Here is a 17,595-nt window from a genome sequence, read left to right on the forward strand (position 1 = left end):
CCCCTTATTTTTTATAGGATCGCTTGGCGTAAACGTACCAAACGTGTCAAAAGATCTTCTAATAAATCCAGTCTGAGCATATTGGCCCCGTCGGATTTGGCTTGGCTTGGCTCCGGGTGGGTCTCTATAAACAGGCCGTCCGTGCCTATGGCTATAGCGGCTTTCGCTATCGTCTCGATAAGGGCGGGCAATCCACCGGTCACGCCGGAGGTTTGGTTCGGCTGTTGCAAGGAATGGGTTACATCCATAATGACTGGGAAACCGAATGTTTGCATTTGCGGGATACCCCGGAAATCGACAACAAGGTCGGTATAGCCGAATGTCGTTCCCCGCTCGGTGATCATGACATTATCATTTCCTGCGTCCACTACCTTTTGTACGGCGAATTGCATGGCACCCGGCGAAAGGAACTGTCCTTTCTTTATATTGACGATCTTCCCGGTCTCGGCCGCCGCTACCAATAAATCCGTTTGGCGGCATAGGAAAGCCGGGATTTGAAGGACATCGACATATTCGGCGGCCATGGCAGCTTCCGTTGTCTCATGGATGTCGGTAACGGTGGGAATATCGAACGTCTCGCTCACCTTCCGTAAGATCTTTAACGCCTTCTCATCCCCGATGCCCGTGAAAGAATCCAGACGGGAGCGATTCGCTTTCCGATAGGAGCCTTTGAATACATAGGGTATATGCAGTCTTTCCGTGATACCCACTATTTTCTCGGCGATACGTAACGCCATATCTTCCCCCTCGATTACGCAAGGACCTGCCATCAAGAAGAAGTTCTCGCTTTTATTTAGATCGTTTATTGTTATCATAGCTGATTATTTAGAATTCGCATTGTTGTCGCTATTTTTTCTTCGGTCGGTAGAGTGGCGTCTATCCAATGAATCTCGCAACCCCGGCGCTCCATGCCCCGGAACCAAGTCATTTGCCTCTTGGCGAATTGATGGATCGCTATCTCGAGTTGCGAGACCATCTCCTCAAAAGAAAGCTCCCCGATAATATATAAAGTAAGAAACTTATATTCCAATCCGTAATAGATCAAGTCTTCCGGTTTAACACCCGTAGCCAAGATCGTACGAACCTCATCCACCATTCCTTCGTCCAACCGGGTCCGCAAGCGTCTGGATATTTTTTCCCTACGTAATTCCCGGTCGATGTGGATACCGATGATCAGGCTGTTGATCGGATTATATTCATTTACGTCTGGTGCCTGAGTCTTATAATACTCCTCGATCTCGATCGCACGGATAGCCCGCTGGGCGGTGTCCACGTCCGTTTTATTATGTAATATCTTATAAGAGGCGAGGATGGTTTCCAGTTCCTCCAAGGTTTTATTCCTCAAGGATTCCCTTAGCTCAGGATTTTGAGGCACGTCTAATAGCTTATATCCTTTTAGTACGGCCTCTATGTACATCCCGGTTCCTCCACATAAGATCGGGAGTTTACCCCTCCGCTTCATATCCTCATAGACCCGGAAAAAGTCATGCTGATACTCAAATACGTTATATTTATAGCCGGGCTCGCAGATATCGATCAAGTGATAGGGGATTTGTTTTCCATTCACGTTGTAATCGGCCAAATCCTTACCCGTCCCGATATCCATAGAACGATAGATCTGCCGGGAATCAGCGCTGATGATCTCCGTATCCAACTGGGCGGCGAGAGCGGCGGCGAAGGTCGTCTTTCCGGAAGCCGTAGGCCCTAGAATCGTGATAAGTTCATATGATTTCATGATACAAACGTACGAAAAAAAAGGCCATCCTCAAAGAGGATAGCCTTTTCTATGTAGAGTGGTAATAAATTACTTACCAGCGATAACGCGAGCCATCTCACAAACTTTGTTTGAATAACCCCACTCGTTGTCGTACCAAGATACGATCTTAGCGAAGTTAGAATCCAAAGAGATACCAGCTTTAGCGTCGAAGATAGAAGTGTTAGCACAGCCACGGAAGTCAGTTGAAACAACTGCGTCTTCAGTATAACCAAGAACACCTTTCAATTCGCCTTCAGAAGCCTCCTTCATTGCAGCGCAGATGTCAGCCATAGAAGCCTCTTTCTCAAGAACTACTGTCAAGTCAACAACAGAAACATCAGAAGTCGGTACACGGAAAGCCATACCTGTCAATTTGCCGTTCAATACAGGTAATACTTTACCTACAGCCTTAGCGGCACCCGTTGAAGAAGGGATGATGTTCTCAAGGATACCACGACCACCTCTCCAGTCTTTCTTAGAAGGACCGTCTACAGTCTTCTGAGTAGCTGTAGCAGCGTGAACTGTCGTCATCAAACCTTTAACGATACCGAACTTGTCGTTCAAAACCTTAGCGATAGGAGCCAAGCAGTTTGTAGTACAAGAAGCGTTAGAGATAATGTCTTGACCTGCGTAAGTTGTATGGTTAACACCGTAAACGAACATAGGAGTAGCGTCCTTAGAAGGAGCAGACATGATAACTTTCTTAGCGCCAGCTTGGATGTGTTTGCGAGCTGTCTCGTCTGTCAAGAAGAAACCAGTAGACTCAACAACAACGTCAGCGTCAACCTCGTTCCATTTCAAGTTAGCAGGATCCATCTCAGCAGTTAAACGGATCTTGTTACCGTTTACAACCAAAGCGCCGTCTTCTACAGCTACTTCGCCGTCGAAACGACCGTGTACTGAGTCATATTTCAACATGTATGCCAAGTAATCAGCATCCAAAAGGTCGTTGATACCTACAACTTGAATGTCGTTGCCAAAGTTAGCAACTGCAGCACGGAACACCATACGTCCGATACGGCCAAAACCGTTAATACCTAGTTTGATCATTGTAATAAAACTTTTTATGGGTTTATTAATAATAAGTCTTTATTTTTATCTCTTATCCATCGCAAGGAGTAGATATTCATTTTATCCTTGCTTTAACGACTGCAAATGTAGTCATGTTTTTTGTATTGAGCCTTATAATATAGCCAGAAAAAAGCTGCCCTCTAACATAAATTAATTGTTGGAGGTTATTTCTTTTTCTTGAATAAGAGATTAGAGAACCATTTTTTCGCTTTTTTGATTCCCCACGTCATAATAAATGGTTGAGCGAGATCCCAAGCGATGGGAATCATGCCTTTCGCTATGGATAAATAGTCTGAGATCCCTAAAGCGATGGAGGGTTGTCCAGCCGTTACGGGAGCTGTGTTCTTGTCGTTTGTTTTTGTCGTTGACTTATTGCTCGGGAAAAGGAGAGACGATAATCCGGATAACAATAAACTTCCGGCGTTCTCCTGTATATAAGAGAAATCCTCATTCAATTTCTGTTCCTGTCGCTTACATTGTCTCTGTATGCGTTCTTTGTCAGAAATCAGTTTCTCCAGTGGGGTTTGCCGGTTGTTCATCGTTTGTCGCGTTATTTTTATCGTCATTCGCCGTCATGGCGGCTATTACCTCATTTAATACTTTTGTGCTGATCCTGTCCCTATTCATTATTATAATGCCGATAAGTAGCAGGTACAAGACCGCCACGATACCGAATCCGAACCCGGAGGAGCCGAGCCAATCCCCTAGGAAGAAGCCCAAGGCCAAGAATATGAACAAGATGGCGAAGAACGCCAAGAACAATAATATCAAGCCATATGAGAGAACGGCTATGACTTTACCCGTTCTCTCATATGTGCTCAACTTTAGGAGCTCAAGTTTTAACTCCACATAAGCCGATACATCTTCTTTCAGCTCACGGAAGACTGTTCCTGAATCTTTCTCCATACAAAGCTTATTCAGCTACGATTTCTTCTGTTGCCTGTACTACTTCTTGCTTTCCTTCTTTATATTTGGCAAGAGCGGAGTTAAAACCTTCTTTTACTTTTCCGACAACACCGTTCAATTCTTCCAGTAATTGTTCTCTCTTATCTGTCGCTGCCAAATAACCTACAGCGGCACCAACAGCCGCACCTACTACAAGGCCAAGTAATAATTTTGAATCTACGCTTTTCATAACTTTTTCTTTTTAGAAGTTTCCACTAAGATAACGTATTTATTTGGATTAAGGTTTATCTTTGTCTTAACTTTTGTTGTTAAAAAAAGTTATCCTTTTAAGACCTTCACGGCAACCCAGTTATTTCTTTCGTTATAAGAATCCAATTTCAGCCCGTTCTTCTGACATTCTGCTTCTATCGCCGGGATATCTTCTACATAAAAGCCGCTCATAAATAGGATGCTTCCCGGTTTCATACTGTTTGTATATTGACAAATGTCATTCAGGAGGATGTTCCGGTTGATATTGGCGAAGACGATGTCGAATTGCCCGAATTCCTTGATTTTCTCGGCGCCGCCCAAGGCAACTTGTATGTCTTCGGTATGATTCAGGCGGATATTTTCTAGGGCGTTGTTATAAGCCCATTCGTCGATGTCGATGGCCGCTACCCGTTTCGCCCCTTTCAGCCGGGCCAAGATGGCCAGCACGGCTGTGCCGCATCCTATATCCAGTAACTCCTTGCCTTCTAGGTCTAGTTTCAGCATCTCGCTTATCATCAAATAAGTCGTTTCGTGATTGCCGGTACCGAAAGCCATTTTCGGGTCTATTATTATATTATATGTATAGCCGGGCTCCGCCTCGTGGAAGGAGGCACGGATAATGCACTCGTTTCCGATCCGGATGGGTTTGAAATAATTCTTCTCCCATTCCTCATTCCAGTCCTTGCTTTCTACCCATTTGGAGGTGTAATCGATCCGGGTATTCTCTAGCGGAAAGTCGGCCAGTTTATCATCCAATGTCTTTTTGTCGTATAAAGCCTCGGATATATATCCCAGCAAACCCTTCTCGCTTTCCGTAAAGCTCTCAAAACCGATTTCCCCCAACTCGGCGGCCAGCACGTCATTGATAATCTCTTTCTCGATAGGAGAGGTGTATGTGAAACTAAGTTCGTAGTAGTTCATGTCGTATCTTTTTGTTTATTTTCTATATTGTCCGCAAACATACGAAAAAATCTGTTGCCTATTCAAATATCACGAAGCCTAATACAATTCCGTATATTCTTTCTCCGCGTCGAAGCAGGGGCAAGCCTTGCGGATATAGGGGCTGAGTTGGTAATGTCCCAGGATATGCGCTGACGGGTAATCACGGCGTAGCTGCCGCAAGAGATCGAGCAGGGTACAACGCTGGGCGTAGGTGCGGGTATCAGCGGGAAGACCTCGCTCATCCAATCCGCCCTCGTAGCAAATACCCAGACTGTGATCGTTCCAGCCCGAGGCGTGTGCCCCGATCTGGTTCTCCGGCCGGCAGCGGTGCAGCTCGCCATCCCGGGTGATATAGTAATGATAGCCGATGTCGGCGAACCCACGATCCTTGTGTGCGCTCCGAAGCGCTTCCACTGGAAAATCCCGGTCGTAGCGTGTTGCGCTGCAATGAATTACAAGGAGGCGAACCTCCCTGTAATTCTGGTAAAAGCAATATTGTTTCATTTTTATTCTTTTTTTTGTTTGTGTGTTACTTTTCTCTTGAAAGAAAAGTAACCAAAAGTTCAAGGCTGACGCGGACGGGCTACTCGTCGGCCTTCGCTCGCTGTCGCGTCCCAACTCGCTTCGCTCAAACAGGGACGCTCCTGTCGCTCACTTCGGCCGCCTCGCTTTACGCCCGCCCGCTAAGGCCGGATGGAGAGCCGTTCCCGGCTCTTTGAGGAGAGGCCGGCCCCTTGAGAAAGACTGTCCTTCTGGGTAGAGGGTGTCCTCTTTTGGGGAGGTTGTCTTCTTTAGGGAGTGGGAACGGGTGGGGGAGGCTTGCTAAAACAATTGGCAAGCTTGCAGGCCGAAGGCCCCTGCGATGGCGGTAGCAACAGCGATGATCACTTTGAGAATGGTACTCCAAACAGACTTCTTCATGATAATTAATAATTAATAGTGAACAATGAATAATGAATAATGATATCCCGGCTGATATAAGAGGAAAGCGACGCTTTCCTTCGGACGGCCTCAGCGGACGGGCGTGAAGCGGAGAGACCGTAGCGAGCGCCCGGAGCATCCCTGTTTGAGCGCAGCGAGTTGGGATGCGACAGCGAGCGCAGGTCTCGAAGTAGCCCGTCAGCGTCAGCCTTGACCTTTTGGTTACTTTTGGGTCAAGCCAAAAGTGACATACCGATTGGGTCAAGCCAAAAGTGACACGCTATATCTCGTCAGGCGATTCCGAGTCGTCCCCTCCGGAAGCGGGCTTCTTACTGATATCTACAGAGGTCTCCCCGGCCTTCTCCGCACGAAGCACGGCTTGCTGAGCCTTGCGGCTGGCCACCGGCTGGAACTCCAGTCCGGCGAAGATGTTCTTCAGGTCCTCGCCCGGTATATACTGGATGTTGACACCGGTGATGTTTGTAGATGTGAATTTCTCAAGACTCTCCGCCCCCTCGTTGAGGATCTGTAGACGGAATTTGCCCAACTCGCCGAAATCCACCTGCTTTCCCTCTTGGAGGGCATCGAGCAGGTTCTCGACGGTGGAGATCAATACCGCCACCACGTCCGCACGGCTGACGGTGGTTTGCTTGGATATCCGGCGACTCAGTTGCTTGAGCGACAGCTCTCCATTGATCTGTGCCGTGGCGTACGCTTTCGCCGGCTCGTCTTTCTTCAAGGGGTTGGGCCGAAGGGCCACACTGTAATTTAATGCCATAGTTTTGATAATTAAAAATTGATAATTGATAATTGAAAATGGGATCGATCTGTTTTCGATTACGAATGTACGACTTCCGGTTTCCTCCGGAATGAGTCTCGTAGAGGCGGTGTGAAATCGAGGGGAATAAGGTGATAAAAGATGAATATTAGTGGATCGGATCGTTGCCGGATTCGTACTTTTTCAGTATCTTTATTCCTGTAAATGAATTGAAAAATACCTATTTTATGCAAACAAACAACGAATATCTGGATGAGTGGCCGGTGCGCCCTTATAGCAAACGGGAGTTGGCCATGGCCTATGCTCCCGATATCAGTCCGAGTTCCGCTCTCAACCGCTTGGCGGGATGGGTCCGACATCATCAGAAGCTCAGCCATGAGCTGGATGAGACAGGCTACCAAAACCGGCAGCGGATTTTCACCTCCCTGCAAGTGGAACTGATCTTTCGCTATTTGGGCCGTCCTTGAACGAGGATCTTCCACGTTCGCTTTCGCATGCGTATATCGGCATCGCTTCATGTGTATATTGACGTTAGCCCACACGTATATCGCCGTGGCCCTATGCGGGCGTAGGCGTGAGGCGATGCCGGTGTACGTGTGGGGCGTGCGAGTAATGCAAATAATGCAAGTAATGCAGTACCTGTTTTCCCACACACGTGCGTACATACTTAAAAGAAGAGGAGGAAAAGGGATTATGTTTTCTTATAATCCCCTCGTTTTTCTCCCTTTCGGACGATTCCCTGTTTCTGCCAACGTTGCAAGCAACTGCATGCGGTGTTTTTGGGTATCTTCAGCTTCTCGGCTTCTTCCAAGAGGGATTGATAGGTGAACTCCGTATCCAAGGTGATGAAGAGACGTTCTTGGTCGGCCATGCCCCGGTTCTTCACCTCGTTGGCGGGAAGGAACGAGAGTATGTGTACGGCGTGTAGGTACATAGGCTCGGCCAAGGAAAGGACCGCTTGGAAATCATCCTCTTGGATGGAGAGATCCCAGCGGGTGATGATCCCGTCCTTGATGTTGTCGGCGCAGGTCTGCGGGTCTGGTGTGAGCCGGGGCGACTTGCGCAGGCTGGCGGCGAAGTCTCCCGCCTCCTCGCATTCCCCTGTTATTCGCAATAGGGCGACGATCGACAGGATACGTCCGATATTGATGGCCATCCGTACGACGGAGCTGTTCATCTCGTTGCCGGTGCCCTTCCGGGAGCGCTCGAACAAGGTTTGGAACACCTCGTTGAAGGAGGCGATTTGCGCGTCGGTCAAGCGAAGCGAGATCACCCCCAGTTTCTGGATCTCTCTCAAGTGAACGATCCAGTCCTTGCCCAATTTCTGGAATTCCAGCGACGTGTCGGTCCGCTGTAGACTGAACTGGTTGATCCAGTGAAGTACACGGGGCATATAATAGAACATTTGCCGGGAGAACAATCCGTTCTCGCTGGAAGGGATCAGCGGCTTCACCTGCCCGGGCGTCCCGCTTATCAATACCGACAGGTGGGAGTGCCGCAGCTCCCGATACTCCCGGTCTGTCCGCCGGTTGTAACTGAGCGGGTCGTGATCGAACGAGCTGCGGATCACCTCGCTCCAATGGCCATAATCCGAGGCGATGGAGTTGCTGACCATGTCCGCCTCGGTCTCGCAGATGATCCCCACGCCGCCCGAGTCGATGATATTCTGCAAGATACCGGTACCGGTGTTGTTGCCGGAGAATATAAACATACGGTTGAGAGGCATTTCCGGTTCCTCGGCTTTCGCCTTTTCCCGTCCCAAGGAATTGAAGGAGGTCATCTCTTTCTTATACCTTTTCATCTCCTCCGCCACGGTCGCCCGGATCTCGTCGTGGATCGGTTGCACGAGCATTCGCGTCCATGCGAGCACGCCTTTTCCGGAGGCGGGGGGAGCGACGATGAAGGTTTGCAAACTGGAGAAGAACCATTTGCCTCCATATAGGAACCGCAGCGTCTGGGCGAGCGAGGCGCCCAAGGTGGTGAGCCCGCCGAGGAGGAGTACGTCCCGTTGCTCCCGGCTCTGTCCGAACGCCATGATCTGCCGCAACATCCGGGGCCACTCATGCCCCTCGGGGAAGAAGGGCAGGTGGGTGAACGGATCGACCTGCTCCTCGATCTCGATCTCTACGTTATTATCGCGCGCACGTGTGTGGGAAAAAGGTGCTGCATTACTTGCATTACTTGCATTATTTGCGTGCGTATCGCGGGGGCGGCTTGGAGGCTCCAGGCGTACGCCCGCCAGTTCGGCCAAGTGGAAGGCCGTACCGAGGTGTATCCTGTGGTCTCCCTTTTTCAAGGCGTTGGAGAAAAGCCGTTCGGCCTTCTCCCGGTTAAACTTCACCGATAGGGAACACAGGGCGATGAACCCTTCTCGTCCTGCCTCGCCGCAATCGTTGGCGATGGCAAACGCCAAGCGCACGTATTCACAATATCCGGGGGCGATATCTACACCCGCCGAACGAACCGCTTCTACTAAGCGGGATAAACTGTCTGACATGTAATTTATGATTTATGAGTTAGATTTCAAATCCTAAAAAGTGCGTTGGGATCATGACATAGGAAACAAGAGCGGACGATGTCTTTGCCGCTCGGGTCTACTTTCTGGGAGCCTCGCGTCTCTCCGTCGCCATACACATATTCCACGTAGTTCATTACGCCTAGGATATGCTCGGAGATATAGGCGGGTGTCTCGTTTCCGGGATGTTCCGGATAGGGGACGAAAGCCTTTACGCCTCGTTCGCTCGGGCTGATGAAGCAGAGAGCGGGGCATAGGTAGGCATCGTCGAACAGCTGTCTTCGGAGGGCTTCCGCCTCCGCGGTAGAGTCCAATCCGTCTACATCCACTACCACCAATCCGCTCGGGGCCAGGAGCCGATCGCTTTTCCGGTAGGAGAAAGTCCCGCAAGGCGTGACATACGGTAGCGTTTGCCGTTTCAGCTCGCTGAATCGTTCCTTGTCACCCGTCTCAAGCGGGAGGCGGAGCTGCCGGGTGAGGCGTTCGAGGGTCGGATCGCCGGTGATGAGTCGGGCCACCTCCTGTAAGGTGACTTCTCGACTGGGATATACGGTAGCCGGTCGTGATACTCGTCCCGTTAGGCTATCTTTGACCGGTGAGATCGGGGCTGCGAAAAGGGACATTTTAAATTCATTTTTCATGTATTCTTTTTCTTAGATTAACGGCGGTGAAGGTCGGATTAATAAAATAAAGTGCGGGACGAACAGTTCGTCCCAATGTTAATGGTGTTGACATGATTAAATAAAAGATAACAGAATAAACAAGGATTTAAGGAGGATTTATATGAAAAAAGAAGACGTGGTGGCGGGTATGTTGGCTTATATAGCCCACCTTCGTGAGGTGGGGCGTTATTCCACGGCGAAGAGTTATCTGGACGCTTTACGCTCGTTCAAGTGTTTTTGCGGGATGGAGGAAATCCCTTATGCCTATATAGACAAAGAGAGGCTCTTGCTTTATCAGGCATGGCTGTCGAAGCGGGGCTGTATGCGCAATACGGTGTCCACCTATATGCGGCGAATCCGGCATATCTATAACTTGGCGGTGGAGGCTGGCGAGGTTTCGTATATCCCGAATCTGTTCAAGGGGGTGTTTACTGGCGTGGAGAGCAAGCGGAAGAAGGCGTTGCCTTTGGATTGCTTGCGCTCGTTGATGGGGACTCCGAGAGTTGAGCCGGAGATGCGGAGAACCCAGCTGTGTTTTTGCCTGATGTTCTCGTTCAGCGGGATGGCGTTCGTGGATTTCGCCCATTTGCGGAAAGAGAATGTCAAGGACGGGGTCTTGTCGTACCATCGTCAGAAGAGCGGGTCTTTCATCCGGGTGGAGATCCCGGCCGATGTACGGCTCTTGTTGGATGAGTTGGCGGTTTGCACGGACAAGGACTCGCCTTACCTGTTCCCGTTTCTGAGCGGGAAGAAAACGGGTGAGGCGGCCTATGCGGAATACAACGGCGCCTTGCTGCGCTTTAACCGCGACTTGAGGTCGCTGGCGGAGACTTGTGGTGTGGGTGAGCCGGTCACCTCGTACACGATCCGTCACTCTTTCGCCACGACCTTGAAGGAACAGGACGTACCGATCGAGATGATCAGCGAGCTGTTGGGGCATACGTCTATCAAGACCACGCAAATTTACTTGAAGAGCTTTTCCTTGGAACGTCTGTCGGCGGTGAACCGGGCTTGCTTCGAGAGCGTGTATAAATCGGTATCCGAGGTGGGGTAAGAGATTGGCTACTCGGGAAGTAGCGTATTCTTTCATGCCGCGAATGTAGTAAAAAATAACTAAAAACAAGCGAATAGATCCGCTTGTTTTCTCATTCTAGGCGTTTGATCCTCTCTATTCTTTGATTTTCCCATTTTATCCTAAACGTATAGACATGGTGACGCGGGTGAAACGACCCCTTGTTCCCGGTATCATTCCACCATGCCTCATAACCTGTGTGTATCCCTGTAGAGACGGGGCGTGCCCCGTCTCATCTCCTCAAAATGGTATTTAAATTACCGTCAGACGATGGGAGACGGAGCGTGCTCCGTCTCTACAACTGGGTAATTTTCCCCTCCTTTTACGCTACTTCCCGAGTAGCTAAATATTCACTAGGTATGGTAATTTTCAGAAATGCCATATTTGAAAACTTAAAGTGCTGTGTGTTAGGCGTAAATAGGGTACGTTTGGCAGGGCTTTGAATTGTCGTTTAATCAGAGGGGAACTCCTCGTATATCTTAGGGAAAAGAGAATCATGCCGACGTGTATTTTGAGAAACGATCGTCCGAAGGGGGGCCTGACACAGGCCGGCAAGCGTCATGACTTGAAAGCCGTGCGCTGGTACGTGCTCACGCTTCCTACCGCCGCGGGTGGACGGCGTGACCGGATCAGTCCCTCCAAAGGCTTGGACGTGGAGCTTTCCCGGCGGGAACGTCGGGGAGAGGCTCTTTTCGAGTATTTCGCCCCCTCGTACGTGGAGGTGCGAAAGGTGGGTGGCAAGCTGGTCAACACGAGGCGACCTTTGCTGTTCAACTACGTGTTTATCCGTTCTTCGGTAGAGGAAATCTTCCGCATGAAGCAGGCACTCCCCTTGTATAATTTCCTTCCCCGTGTCTCTTCCGGGAGTACGACCTATTTCCCGCACCTCTTGGATCAGGAGATGGCGAATTTGCGCTGGGTGGCGGAGGCTTACTCCAACGAGCTCCCGGTGTACGTGCCGGAGAGTACCCGCTTGTTGAAGGGGGATCGGGTACGCATCACGTCCGGTTATTTTACCGGGATGGAGGCCGAGGTGGTGATCCAGCCGGGCGGCGGTCATAAGGAGGTGATGGCGCGCATACTGGATTGCATGTGGGTACCCTTGTTCGAGGTAAAGGCGGGTGAGTACGAGTTGATCGAGTTGAACACGAAGAGCAAGCACGTTTATACCCATCTGGACAACGACCGCCTGTCGGAGGGCCTGCACGAGGCCTTGGGACGTTACCATGCTTCCGGCAGTGTCTGCGAGGAGGATCGACGATTGGCCGGCGAGGTACTGCGGGGGTATGCCTCTTTGCGTGCGGAGACAGACGTGATGCGCTGCAAGCTGTGCGCGTTGCTCCTCCCGACCTATAAGCTGTCGGGCGATGAGGAGGCTTTCGTTCGCTTGCACGACACGATGCGCGGCTTATTGCCTGTCGTGAAAGCACCGCAATCCCGTGCCCTGTTGCTGGTCACCTTGTACGGCTGTACGGATAACGCTCTCTACCGTCGCATGGCACACGAGCTAGTGGATCCTTGGCAAGTCGATCCCTCGCCTAAGAAAAGTAAATTATCCTTGATCCACCGGCTGGGCGACTATGATAGATGGCTGGGCCACGAATCAGTTGACAGTTGAGAAGTGGCAGTTGACAGTTTAAATCATAATCCAAAATTCATAATTCAAATTTGATGTCTACCCTTCCTTCCGGCGTTCGTTTGGTGGCGTTGCTGAACGACCATTTGTGCGAGATCATGGAACGTGAGCGTGCGAACCATACCTCCATGCACCTATATTGTACGGGGCCTTACTGGGTTGCCTTCGAGCGTTCGGCCTATCAGTTGCGTCGTGCGTTCCCGGACAGCGAGACCACGCCGATGCGCCTGTTCGGGTATCCGTTTCCGGTCGTGATGGTGTCCGTAACGGATCGCTCGCTGCGTTCGTACGCCCGCAAGCATATCTTGCGGATAGACGAGCCGGATTATAAGCGATTGACCGTCCCCGTTTTCCCTGCGGAAGATTACCGGTCGTGGCACGACCGGGAGGTATCGGGACTGCCGTATCCCCACACGTACGGATTTCAGAGAAATTAATACGATTATCACATATGTACCGACAACAATTCTTTCCCCGTCTGGGTGATTACATCGACACGCTGCTGAAAGTCACCAAGCTGACCAAATCCATCGTCTGCGTAACCGGAGGTATGGGCGGCAGTACCTATAACGCTTTAAAAAAGGTATAGACATGCATTTCAGCATCTATGTCCGTCTGTTGGACCTCCTTTGGGAACATCTGGATGACGAGGATCGGTTCCGCCGACTGGCCCATGAAGCCGTGGAGCGGTATATCGCTTACATGCGGGGGAAGATGGATGAAAGAAAGAAATAATCTTATACGTTAGGATCATGCAAACATCTTTGTTTCTATTATTCGGTTTCCTGTTTGCCGTATCGCTCGGCATGGTGATCATCCCGAGGATCTTGGTGATTTCCCATAAGAAACGGCTCTATGATGTCCCGGACGCCCGTAAGGTACATACGATGCCGGTTCCTCGTCTGGGTGGGCTGTCCTTTTTTCCAGTGATCCTGATGTCGATGTTCCTGGTGATCGGTTTTCGTCTGTACTTTTGGGATGTGAACGTGTCCGGCTTGTCATTCAATATGCTTTATGAGTACCTGTTCCTGTTCGTGGGCATGACGCTGCTTTATCTGGTGGGTGTTTGCGACGATCTGGTCGGTGTAGGCTACCGCTATAAGTTCGCCGTGCAGATTGCTGCGGCGTTTCTGTTGGTACTGTCAGGCAACTGGTTCGACTCGTTTGGTGGCTTGTTCGGTATTTACTCGGTGCCGGTTTGGGTAGGGGTGCCGTTCACGGTGTTTATCGTGGTATATATAACAAATGCCATTAACTTGATTGATGGTATCGACGGCTTGGCCTCGGGCCTGTGTTGTATCGCCTTGTCGGTCTTGAGCGTGATATTCTTTCTTCGTGGGCAGTATGTTTACGCCTTGTTGGCGATCTGTACGCTGGGTATCCTTATGCCCTTTTGGTGCTACAACGTGTTCGGTAACGCCAACCGTGGACATAAGCTTTTCATGGGGGATGCCGGCAGCCTTACGCTGGGCTACGTGATCAGCTTCCTGATCATCCACATGAGCGTGACGAACGAGGTCTCTCCGACATTGTCCAACCCGTACATGGTGATCGCTTTCTCTACGGTACTGGTTCCGCTGCTGGACGTGATCCGTGTGGTCTTGCATCGCCTGCGTGAGCACAAGAATCCGTTTTTGCCGGATAAGAATCACTTTCATCATAAGTTGTTGCGCACGGGGATGCGGGTACGGATGGTGATGGTTTGTATCATTGCGATTTCCGCTTTCTTTATCCTGCTTAATAGCTCGTTGGCATGGCGTGTTGACATAACCTATTTGTTTTTCTTGAACCTCTTTTGCTGGAGTATATTGCATGTAGGCTTGAATGGGCTGATTAAGCGTAATCGGGAACGGAAAGAGAGCGAACAACTGCGGTAAGTGAAGAATTATTATCGGGATAGGTGTGGGGAAATCGTAAATGTGATTTTATTTGTAGATAAAGAAGGATAAATATAAGACTCATGGATACTCGACAAGCAGAAATAGGAGATAAGATCCATTTTGCGGTGATGGCCATAGAAGCCTCTGCCAAGAAAATGCGTATTTCTCCGATGGAAATGCGTAGACGCTTGGAGAAGGTAGGATTGGTGCGTCGCTTGCTGTTGGATTGCTATGATGTCATGCACACCCAAAGTCTGAGGAATGTAGCGGAGGATGTCGTGGAGGCCTTGCGAAACTGGGAAGCCGCTGCGTCCGGAGGTGCGAAAGGAGGTGAGTTATGATTGTTCTATATCATGAGACAACACTTCGGTTGGAGCAACCCTTGGCGTGTGTGGGGCGGGAAGATTTGGACTTTGCCGTGTGATCGATACCGTGGAGGATTATATAAGTGGCAATATCACGGTTGATCAAGCATTGGGTAAATTGCGATATACCTCACCTAATAATCAAATATGTATATTGAGTCAGTCGTTGCTCGATAAGTATTTACGTTTTGTTGATAGCGAGCGGCTTAATGATATACGAGAAGGGAGGCCGGTATGAGAGAGCAAGTGCTTTGGAGAAAGGTCGCCCGGATTATTATGCGACTAGCGGAGCGTTTGCAGATATCCCCGGAGCGTGCGCTTGCCATCTTCTATGATACGCGTACTTGTTCTATGTTGCATGATAGCAAGTATGGACTTCATTTGATGAGTGACGATTATATTTTAAATGATTTATTGAGGGAACTTGGGGACAGGCAGTGAGTACTTACCTTACTCGACCACAACTCTGGATACCCGATGCAATCACATGGGGCACTGGCTCATGTTAAAATCAGAATTAATTTTTTACAGAACTCGGTTTAGGACACTGTACGTGCCCTTTTGAGGGTGTGTGCCCTAAATTGAGTGCTTACAATTATTATTCAACCTTGCTGATATTAGGTTAGATGGAAGCGATAGAGTGCTTACTACTATTAACAGTTTGGCGAAAATATTTATCGAATGCCATCTTTAAAGACGAATGTCGCCCTTAATTTCTTGAATACGGTTACGGGAATTGTATTCCCGGTGATCACATTCCCATACGCGGCACGTGTGTTGCTGCCGGAAGGAATTGGTGCCGTGAATTTCCTGCAGTCGATCGTTGCTTATATTGTCTTGTTGACCAGCTTAGGCATACCGATGTATGCGGTTCGGGAGGTGGCTAAGTATCGGGATGATGTAGCCATCCGAAATCGGATCACGGTGGAGATATTGTTGTTGAGCGTCATTCTCTGTTTGTTCGGGTATGTGGCGGTCGCCGTGTTGGGTATCTATGTGCCGCAAATATCCGCTCAGTTAGGCGTATTCTATGCGTTAAGCCTGACGATCTTGTTCACAAGCTTGGGTGTGAACTGGTTCTATCAGGCGGTCGAGGACTTTAAGTTCATCACGATTCGGGCCTTGTGCTTTCGCATGTTGGCGGCGTTGGGGCTTTTCTTGTTTGTCAGAGACAAGGACGATCTGTTGATCTATGCCTTTGTCTTGGTAGGTTCTACGGTAGGTAATAACCTGATAAACTTCATCCATCTGCGTAAGTGGATACCCTTCCATTCCATCACTTGGGCTGAGTTACGTATTTGGAGGCATTTGCGTCCCTCGTTGCGTATTTTTGTTTTTAACTTGGTGACCAGCATTTACTTGAATTTGAATACGGTGATGCTTGGTTTTATGCGGGGCGATGACGCTGTGGGTTTTTATACGGCGGGCAATAAGTTGTCGCATGTGGTATTGAGCGTGGTTGCCTCCTTGGGGGTTGTCTTGTTACCCCGTTGTTCCAATCTGATAGAGACCGGTCAGATGGAGGCTTTCTCGAAAGTGACGAGCAAATCCTATCGTTTGGTTGTAGGTTTGTCACTGCCCTGCATCGTGGGTTTGATCGTTTTGGCAATACCCGTCATACGAATTTTTTGTGGGGATGAGTTCTTGGCGGCGGTACCCGTACTTTGTTGGACGGCTCCCATCATCTTGTTTATCGGGTTGAGCAATGTGATCGGTTTACAGATCCTCTATCCGATGGGTAAGGAAAGCATCGTGATTTGGAGTACGGTGGGAGGGGCCGTGCTGAATTTCCTTTTGAACCTGTTACTGATCCCTTCGCTGGGAGCCGTTGGTGCGGCCATCTCTACTTTTGGAGCCGAGTTAATCGTGTTGCTTATCCAAATCGTCGTAGGACGCAGATATTTGTCGATCCGCTTGTTTGAGCGGGATTATTTGAATTATCTCCATGCCTCCGTTTTGATGGCGTTCGCCCTTTGTGGCTTGAGCCTTTTGATTTCGAATAGCTGGTTATTGATTACGGCAAGCGTGATGGTCGGAGCTTTCTCGTATGCCGGATTCTTATGGTTCAAGCGGGATATCCTCTTTTTGGAGATCTTTAGTTTTGCGACTAAACTAATCAAAAACAAGTAGATGCTTAAAAATATTTACTCATGAAAATAGAATATTTTGATCTTGATAATAGTACATTGAGTATTCCTGTGCCTGAGAATTATGGAGATTGTATATGTTTGATTAGTAGTGATTTATATAGGTTTTCGGGGGGGTAAATAGTGCAATTAAAATAATTTTAAAAGGACTGTTACCTCTTGGTCGTAATGTGTTGTTTTGGTTTCGGATGGCCTCTTATCGTAAGGGGCGGTTTTGGTGGTTTTGTAAACTGATGTATAAAATTGCCTCTTGGATGTCGCATGTTGAGATTCCCCCTGGAACTAAGGTTGGGTATGGATTATATATGGGGCATAATATGTGTATTGTGATCAATGAAGGAACTATTATTGGGAACAATGTCAATATATCACAGTTCTTAAATATAGGAACCAATGAAAATACTCCAGCTATTATTGGAGACAATGTTTATATCGGTCCACATGTCTGTATTGTTGAAAATGTGCATATTGGGAATAATAGCACTATTGGAGCCGGTGCTGTAATTACACGTGATATTCCTGAGAATGCTACGGTTGCAGGTGTACCAGCGAAAGTCTTGAATTATGATAATCCAGGAAGATATGTGGGCTTTCGTTACAAGCCTTAGGAGAATAAATCTTAAAGATGTGATTTTACTCTTGATTTTAGCAAAGTCTATATAGTTAATAAAGAATTTCTTCTTTAAATTGTTTTA

23 protein-coding genes are annotated in these 17,595 nt (G+C 48.9%); 11 read left to right on the forward strand and 12 right to left on the reverse strand.

Translation table 11 applies throughout. From position 1 onward, the window contains the following. Positions 1-11: 11 nt before the first annotated feature. From kdsA to HMPREF0999_RS18285, 10 genes are all read right to left on the reverse strand, one after another. Complete coding sequence (gene kdsA / locus HMPREF0999_RS18245; RefSeq protein ID WP_008780822.1) at positions 12-815, reverse strand: 3-deoxy-8-phosphooctulonate synthase; 804 nt, start codon at positions 813-815, stop codon at positions 12-14. Then, on the reverse strand, positions 812-1,735 hold the full coding sequence (gene miaA / locus HMPREF0999_RS18250) for a tRNA (adenosine(37)-N6)-dimethylallyltransferase MiaA (protein ID WP_005861832.1): 924 nt from the start codon (positions 1,733-1,735) through the stop codon (positions 812-814). Before miaA ends, kdsA begins: the two co-directional genes overlap by 4 nt. A 69-nt stretch (positions 1,736-1,804) precedes the next feature. Continuing rightward, a complete protein-coding gene (gene gap, locus HMPREF0999_RS18255) occupies positions 1,805-2,806 on the reverse strand; it encodes a type I glyceraldehyde-3-phosphate dehydrogenase (protein WP_005861834.1) in 1,002 nt (333 codons plus the stop codon). A 185-nt stretch (positions 2,807-2,991) separates the two neighbouring features. Continuing rightward, positions 2,992-3,366, reverse strand: a complete 375-nt coding sequence (locus HMPREF0999_RS18260) for a hypothetical protein (RefSeq protein ID WP_005861836.1) — start codon at positions 3,364-3,366, stop codon at positions 2,992-2,994. Continuing rightward, positions 3,326-3,733 carry a phage holin family protein gene (locus HMPREF0999_RS18265; protein WP_005861838.1) on the reverse strand — a complete coding sequence of 136 codons (408 nt, stop codon included), beginning with the start codon at positions 3,731-3,733 and terminating at the stop codon, positions 3,326-3,328. Before HMPREF0999_RS18265 ends, HMPREF0999_RS18260 begins: the two co-directional genes overlap by 41 nt. 7 nt (positions 3,734-3,740) lie before the next feature. Further along, a complete protein-coding gene (locus HMPREF0999_RS18270; protein ID WP_005861840.1) occupies positions 3,741-3,962 on the reverse strand; it encodes a YtxH domain-containing protein in 222 nt (73 codons plus the stop codon). A gap of 89 nt (positions 3,963-4,051) precedes the next feature. Next, the gene (gene prmA / locus HMPREF0999_RS18275; protein WP_009276576.1) at positions 4,052-4,903 is read right to left on the reverse strand and encodes a 50S ribosomal protein L11 methyltransferase; all 852 of its coding nucleotides are present in this window, start codon (positions 4,901-4,903) and stop codon (positions 4,052-4,054) included. 78 nt (positions 4,904-4,981) lie between these two features. Next, positions 4,982-5,428: an N-acetylmuramoyl-L-alanine amidase gene (locus HMPREF0999_RS18280; protein ID WP_009276577.1), complete on the reverse strand. Its 447-nt coding sequence runs from the start codon at positions 5,426-5,428 to the stop codon at positions 4,982-4,984. 318 nt (positions 5,429-5,746) lie between these two features. Next, the gene (locus HMPREF0999_RS22535; RefSeq protein ID WP_005861849.1) at positions 5,747-5,845 is read right to left on the reverse strand and encodes a smalltalk protein; all 99 of its coding nucleotides are present in this window, start codon (positions 5,843-5,845) and stop codon (positions 5,747-5,749) included. Between the two features lie 280 nt (positions 5,846-6,125). Continuing rightward, a complete protein-coding gene (locus HMPREF0999_RS18285; protein WP_009276578.1) occupies positions 6,126-6,623 on the reverse strand; it encodes an HU family DNA-binding protein in 498 nt (165 codons plus the stop codon). A gap of 227 nt (positions 6,624-6,850) precedes the next feature. Here HMPREF0999_RS18285 and HMPREF0999_RS18290 point away from each other — a divergent pair, with 227 nt between their 5' ends. Beyond that, entirely contained in the window at positions 6,851-7,090 is a 240-nt protein-coding gene (locus HMPREF0999_RS18290; RefSeq protein WP_009276579.1) for a DUF4248 domain-containing protein, read from the forward strand. 224 nt (positions 7,091-7,314) lie between these two features. Here HMPREF0999_RS18290 and HMPREF0999_RS18295 read toward each other — a convergent pair whose 3' ends face one another. Both HMPREF0999_RS18295 and HMPREF0999_RS18300 read right to left on the reverse strand, forming a co-directional pair. Beyond that, a complete protein-coding gene (locus tag HMPREF0999_RS18295; RefSeq protein ID WP_009276580.1) occupies positions 7,315-9,120 on the reverse strand; it encodes a DUF3987 domain-containing protein in 1,806 nt (601 codons plus the stop codon). Positions 9,121-9,146: 26 nt separating this feature from the next. Next, entirely contained in the window at positions 9,147-9,779 is a 633-nt protein-coding gene (locus tag HMPREF0999_RS18300) for a BT4734/BF3469 family protein (protein ID WP_010185435.1), read from the reverse strand. Positions 9,780-9,921: 142 nt separating this feature from the next. Here HMPREF0999_RS18300 and HMPREF0999_RS18305 point away from each other — a divergent pair, with 142 nt between their 5' ends. The 10 genes from HMPREF0999_RS18305 to HMPREF0999_RS18340 all read left to right on the forward strand — a co-directional run bounded on the left by HMPREF0999_RS18305 (position 9,922) and on the right by HMPREF0999_RS18340 (position 17,508). Next, on the forward strand, positions 9,922-10,854 hold the full coding sequence (locus HMPREF0999_RS18305; RefSeq protein ID WP_009276582.1) for a tyrosine-type recombinase/integrase: 933 nt from the start codon (positions 9,922-9,924) through the stop codon (positions 10,852-10,854). A gap of 514 nt (positions 10,855-11,368) precedes the next feature. Next, positions 11,369-12,490: a transcription termination/antitermination protein NusG gene (locus HMPREF0999_RS18310; RefSeq protein WP_009276583.1), complete on the forward strand. Its 1,122-nt coding sequence runs from the start codon at positions 11,369-11,371 to the stop codon at positions 12,488-12,490. A gap of 53 nt (positions 12,491-12,543) precedes the next feature. Then, a complete protein-coding gene (locus tag HMPREF0999_RS18315) occupies positions 12,544-12,945 on the forward strand; it encodes a hypothetical protein (protein WP_005861863.1) in 402 nt (133 codons plus the stop codon). A gap of 14 nt (positions 12,946-12,959) precedes the next feature. Then, entirely contained in the window at positions 12,960-13,097 is a 138-nt protein-coding gene (locus HMPREF0999_RS22775) for a hypothetical protein (RefSeq protein WP_005861865.1), read from the forward strand. Positions 13,098-13,099: 2 nt separating this feature from the next. After that, on the forward strand, positions 13,100-13,243 hold the full coding sequence (locus HMPREF0999_RS22780; protein ID WP_005861867.1) for a hypothetical protein: 144 nt from the start codon (positions 13,100-13,102) through the stop codon (positions 13,241-13,243). A 17-nt stretch (positions 13,244-13,260) separates the two neighbouring features. Beyond that, on the forward strand, positions 13,261-14,385 hold the full coding sequence (locus tag HMPREF0999_RS18320) for an MraY family glycosyltransferase (protein ID WP_009276584.1): 1,125 nt from the start codon (positions 13,261-13,263) through the stop codon (positions 14,383-14,385). An 83-nt stretch (positions 14,386-14,468) separates the two neighbouring features. Then, positions 14,469-14,729, forward strand: a complete 261-nt coding sequence (locus HMPREF0999_RS18325) for a DUF3791 domain-containing protein (RefSeq protein WP_009018540.1) — start codon at positions 14,469-14,471, stop codon at positions 14,727-14,729. A gap of 258 nt (positions 14,730-14,987) precedes the next feature. Next, complete coding sequence (locus tag HMPREF0999_RS18330; protein WP_008778057.1) at positions 14,988-15,194, forward strand: DUF3791 domain-containing protein; 207 nt, start codon at positions 14,988-14,990, stop codon at positions 15,192-15,194. Positions 15,195-15,434: 240 nt separating this feature from the next. Then, complete coding sequence (locus tag HMPREF0999_RS18335; protein WP_009276585.1) at positions 15,435-16,883, forward strand: flippase; 1,449 nt, start codon at positions 15,435-15,437, stop codon at positions 16,881-16,883. A gap of 250 nt (positions 16,884-17,133) precedes the next feature. Next, positions 17,134-17,508: a serine O-acetyltransferase gene (locus tag HMPREF0999_RS18340; RefSeq protein ID WP_232306319.1), complete on the forward strand. Its 375-nt coding sequence runs from the start codon at positions 17,134-17,136 to the stop codon at positions 17,506-17,508. Positions 17,509-17,595: the final 87 nt, after the last annotated feature.

The sequence above is a fragment of the Parabacteroides sp. D25 genome, from assembly GCF_000307475.1.
Lineage (GTDB): Bacteria > Bacteroidota > Bacteroidia > Bacteroidales > Tannerellaceae > Parabacteroides > Parabacteroides distasonis.

Bases quoted from the DNA above. Each gene is read 5' to 3' on its own strand.
- kdsA (WP_008780822.1), bottom strand. From the start codon at position 815: ATGATAACAATAAACGATCTAAATAAAAGCGAGAACTTCTTCTTGATG.
- miaA (WP_005861832.1), bottom strand. From the start codon at position 1,735: ATGAAATCATATGAACTTATCACGATTCTAGGGCCTACGGCTTCCGGA.
- gap (WP_005861834.1), bottom strand. From the start codon at position 2,806: ATGATCAAACTAGGTATTAACGGTTTTGGCCGTATCGGACGTATGGTG.
- HMPREF0999_RS18260 (WP_005861836.1), bottom strand. From the start codon at position 3,366: ATGAACAACCGGCAAACCCCACTGGAGAAACTGATTTCTGACAAAGAA.
- HMPREF0999_RS18265 (WP_005861838.1), bottom strand. From the start codon at position 3,733: ATGGAGAAAGATTCAGGAACAGTCTTCCGTGAGCTGAAAGAAGATGTA.
- HMPREF0999_RS18270 (WP_005861840.1), bottom strand. From the start codon at position 3,962: ATGAAAAGCGTAGATTCAAAATTATTACTTGGCCTTGTAGTAGGTGCG.
- prmA (WP_009276576.1), bottom strand. From the start codon at position 4,903: ATGAACTACTACGAACTTAGTTTCACATACACCTCTCCTATCGAGAAA.
- HMPREF0999_RS18280 (WP_009276577.1), bottom strand. From the start codon at position 5,428: ATGAAACAATATTGCTTTTACCAGAATTACAGGGAGGTTCGCCTCCTT.
- HMPREF0999_RS22535 (WP_005861849.1), bottom strand. From the start codon at position 5,845: ATGAAGAAGTCTGTTTGGAGTACCATTCTCAAAGTGATCATCGCTGTT.
- HMPREF0999_RS18285 (WP_009276578.1), bottom strand. From the start codon at position 6,623: ATGGCATTAAATTACAGTGTGGCCCTTCGGCCCAACCCCTTGAAGAAA.
- HMPREF0999_RS18290 (WP_009276579.1), top strand. From the start codon at position 6,851: ATGCAAACAAACAACGAATATCTGGATGAGTGGCCGGTGCGCCCTTAT.
- HMPREF0999_RS18295 (WP_009276580.1), bottom strand. From the start codon at position 9,120: ATGTCAGACAGTTTATCCCGCTTAGTAGAAGCGGTTCGTTCGGCGGGT.
- HMPREF0999_RS18300 (WP_010185435.1), bottom strand. From the start codon at position 9,779: ATGAAAAATGAATTTAAAATGTCCCTTTTCGCAGCCCCGATCTCACCG.
- HMPREF0999_RS18305 (WP_009276582.1), top strand. From the start codon at position 9,922: ATGAAAAAAGAAGACGTGGTGGCGGGTATGTTGGCTTATATAGCCCAC.
- HMPREF0999_RS18310 (WP_009276583.1), top strand. From the start codon at position 11,369: ATGCCGACGTGTATTTTGAGAAACGATCGTCCGAAGGGGGGCCTGACA.
- HMPREF0999_RS18315 (WP_005861863.1), top strand. From the start codon at position 12,544: ATGTCTACCCTTCCTTCCGGCGTTCGTTTGGTGGCGTTGCTGAACGAC.
- HMPREF0999_RS22775 (WP_005861865.1), top strand. From the start codon at position 12,960: ATGTACCGACAACAATTCTTTCCCCGTCTGGGTGATTACATCGACACG.
- HMPREF0999_RS22780 (WP_005861867.1), top strand. From the start codon at position 13,100: ATGCATTTCAGCATCTATGTCCGTCTGTTGGACCTCCTTTGGGAACAT.
- HMPREF0999_RS18320 (WP_009276584.1), top strand. From the start codon at position 13,261: ATGCAAACATCTTTGTTTCTATTATTCGGTTTCCTGTTTGCCGTATCG.
- HMPREF0999_RS18325 (WP_009018540.1), top strand. From the start codon at position 14,469: ATGGATACTCGACAAGCAGAAATAGGAGATAAGATCCATTTTGCGGTG.
- HMPREF0999_RS18330 (WP_008778057.1), top strand. From the start codon at position 14,988: ATGAGAGAGCAAGTGCTTTGGAGAAAGGTCGCCCGGATTATTATGCGA.
- HMPREF0999_RS18335 (WP_009276585.1), top strand. From the start codon at position 15,435: ATGCCATCTTTAAAGACGAATGTCGCCCTTAATTTCTTGAATACGGTT.
- HMPREF0999_RS18340 (WP_232306319.1), top strand. From the start codon at position 17,134: ATGTATAAAATTGCCTCTTGGATGTCGCATGTTGAGATTCCCCCTGGA.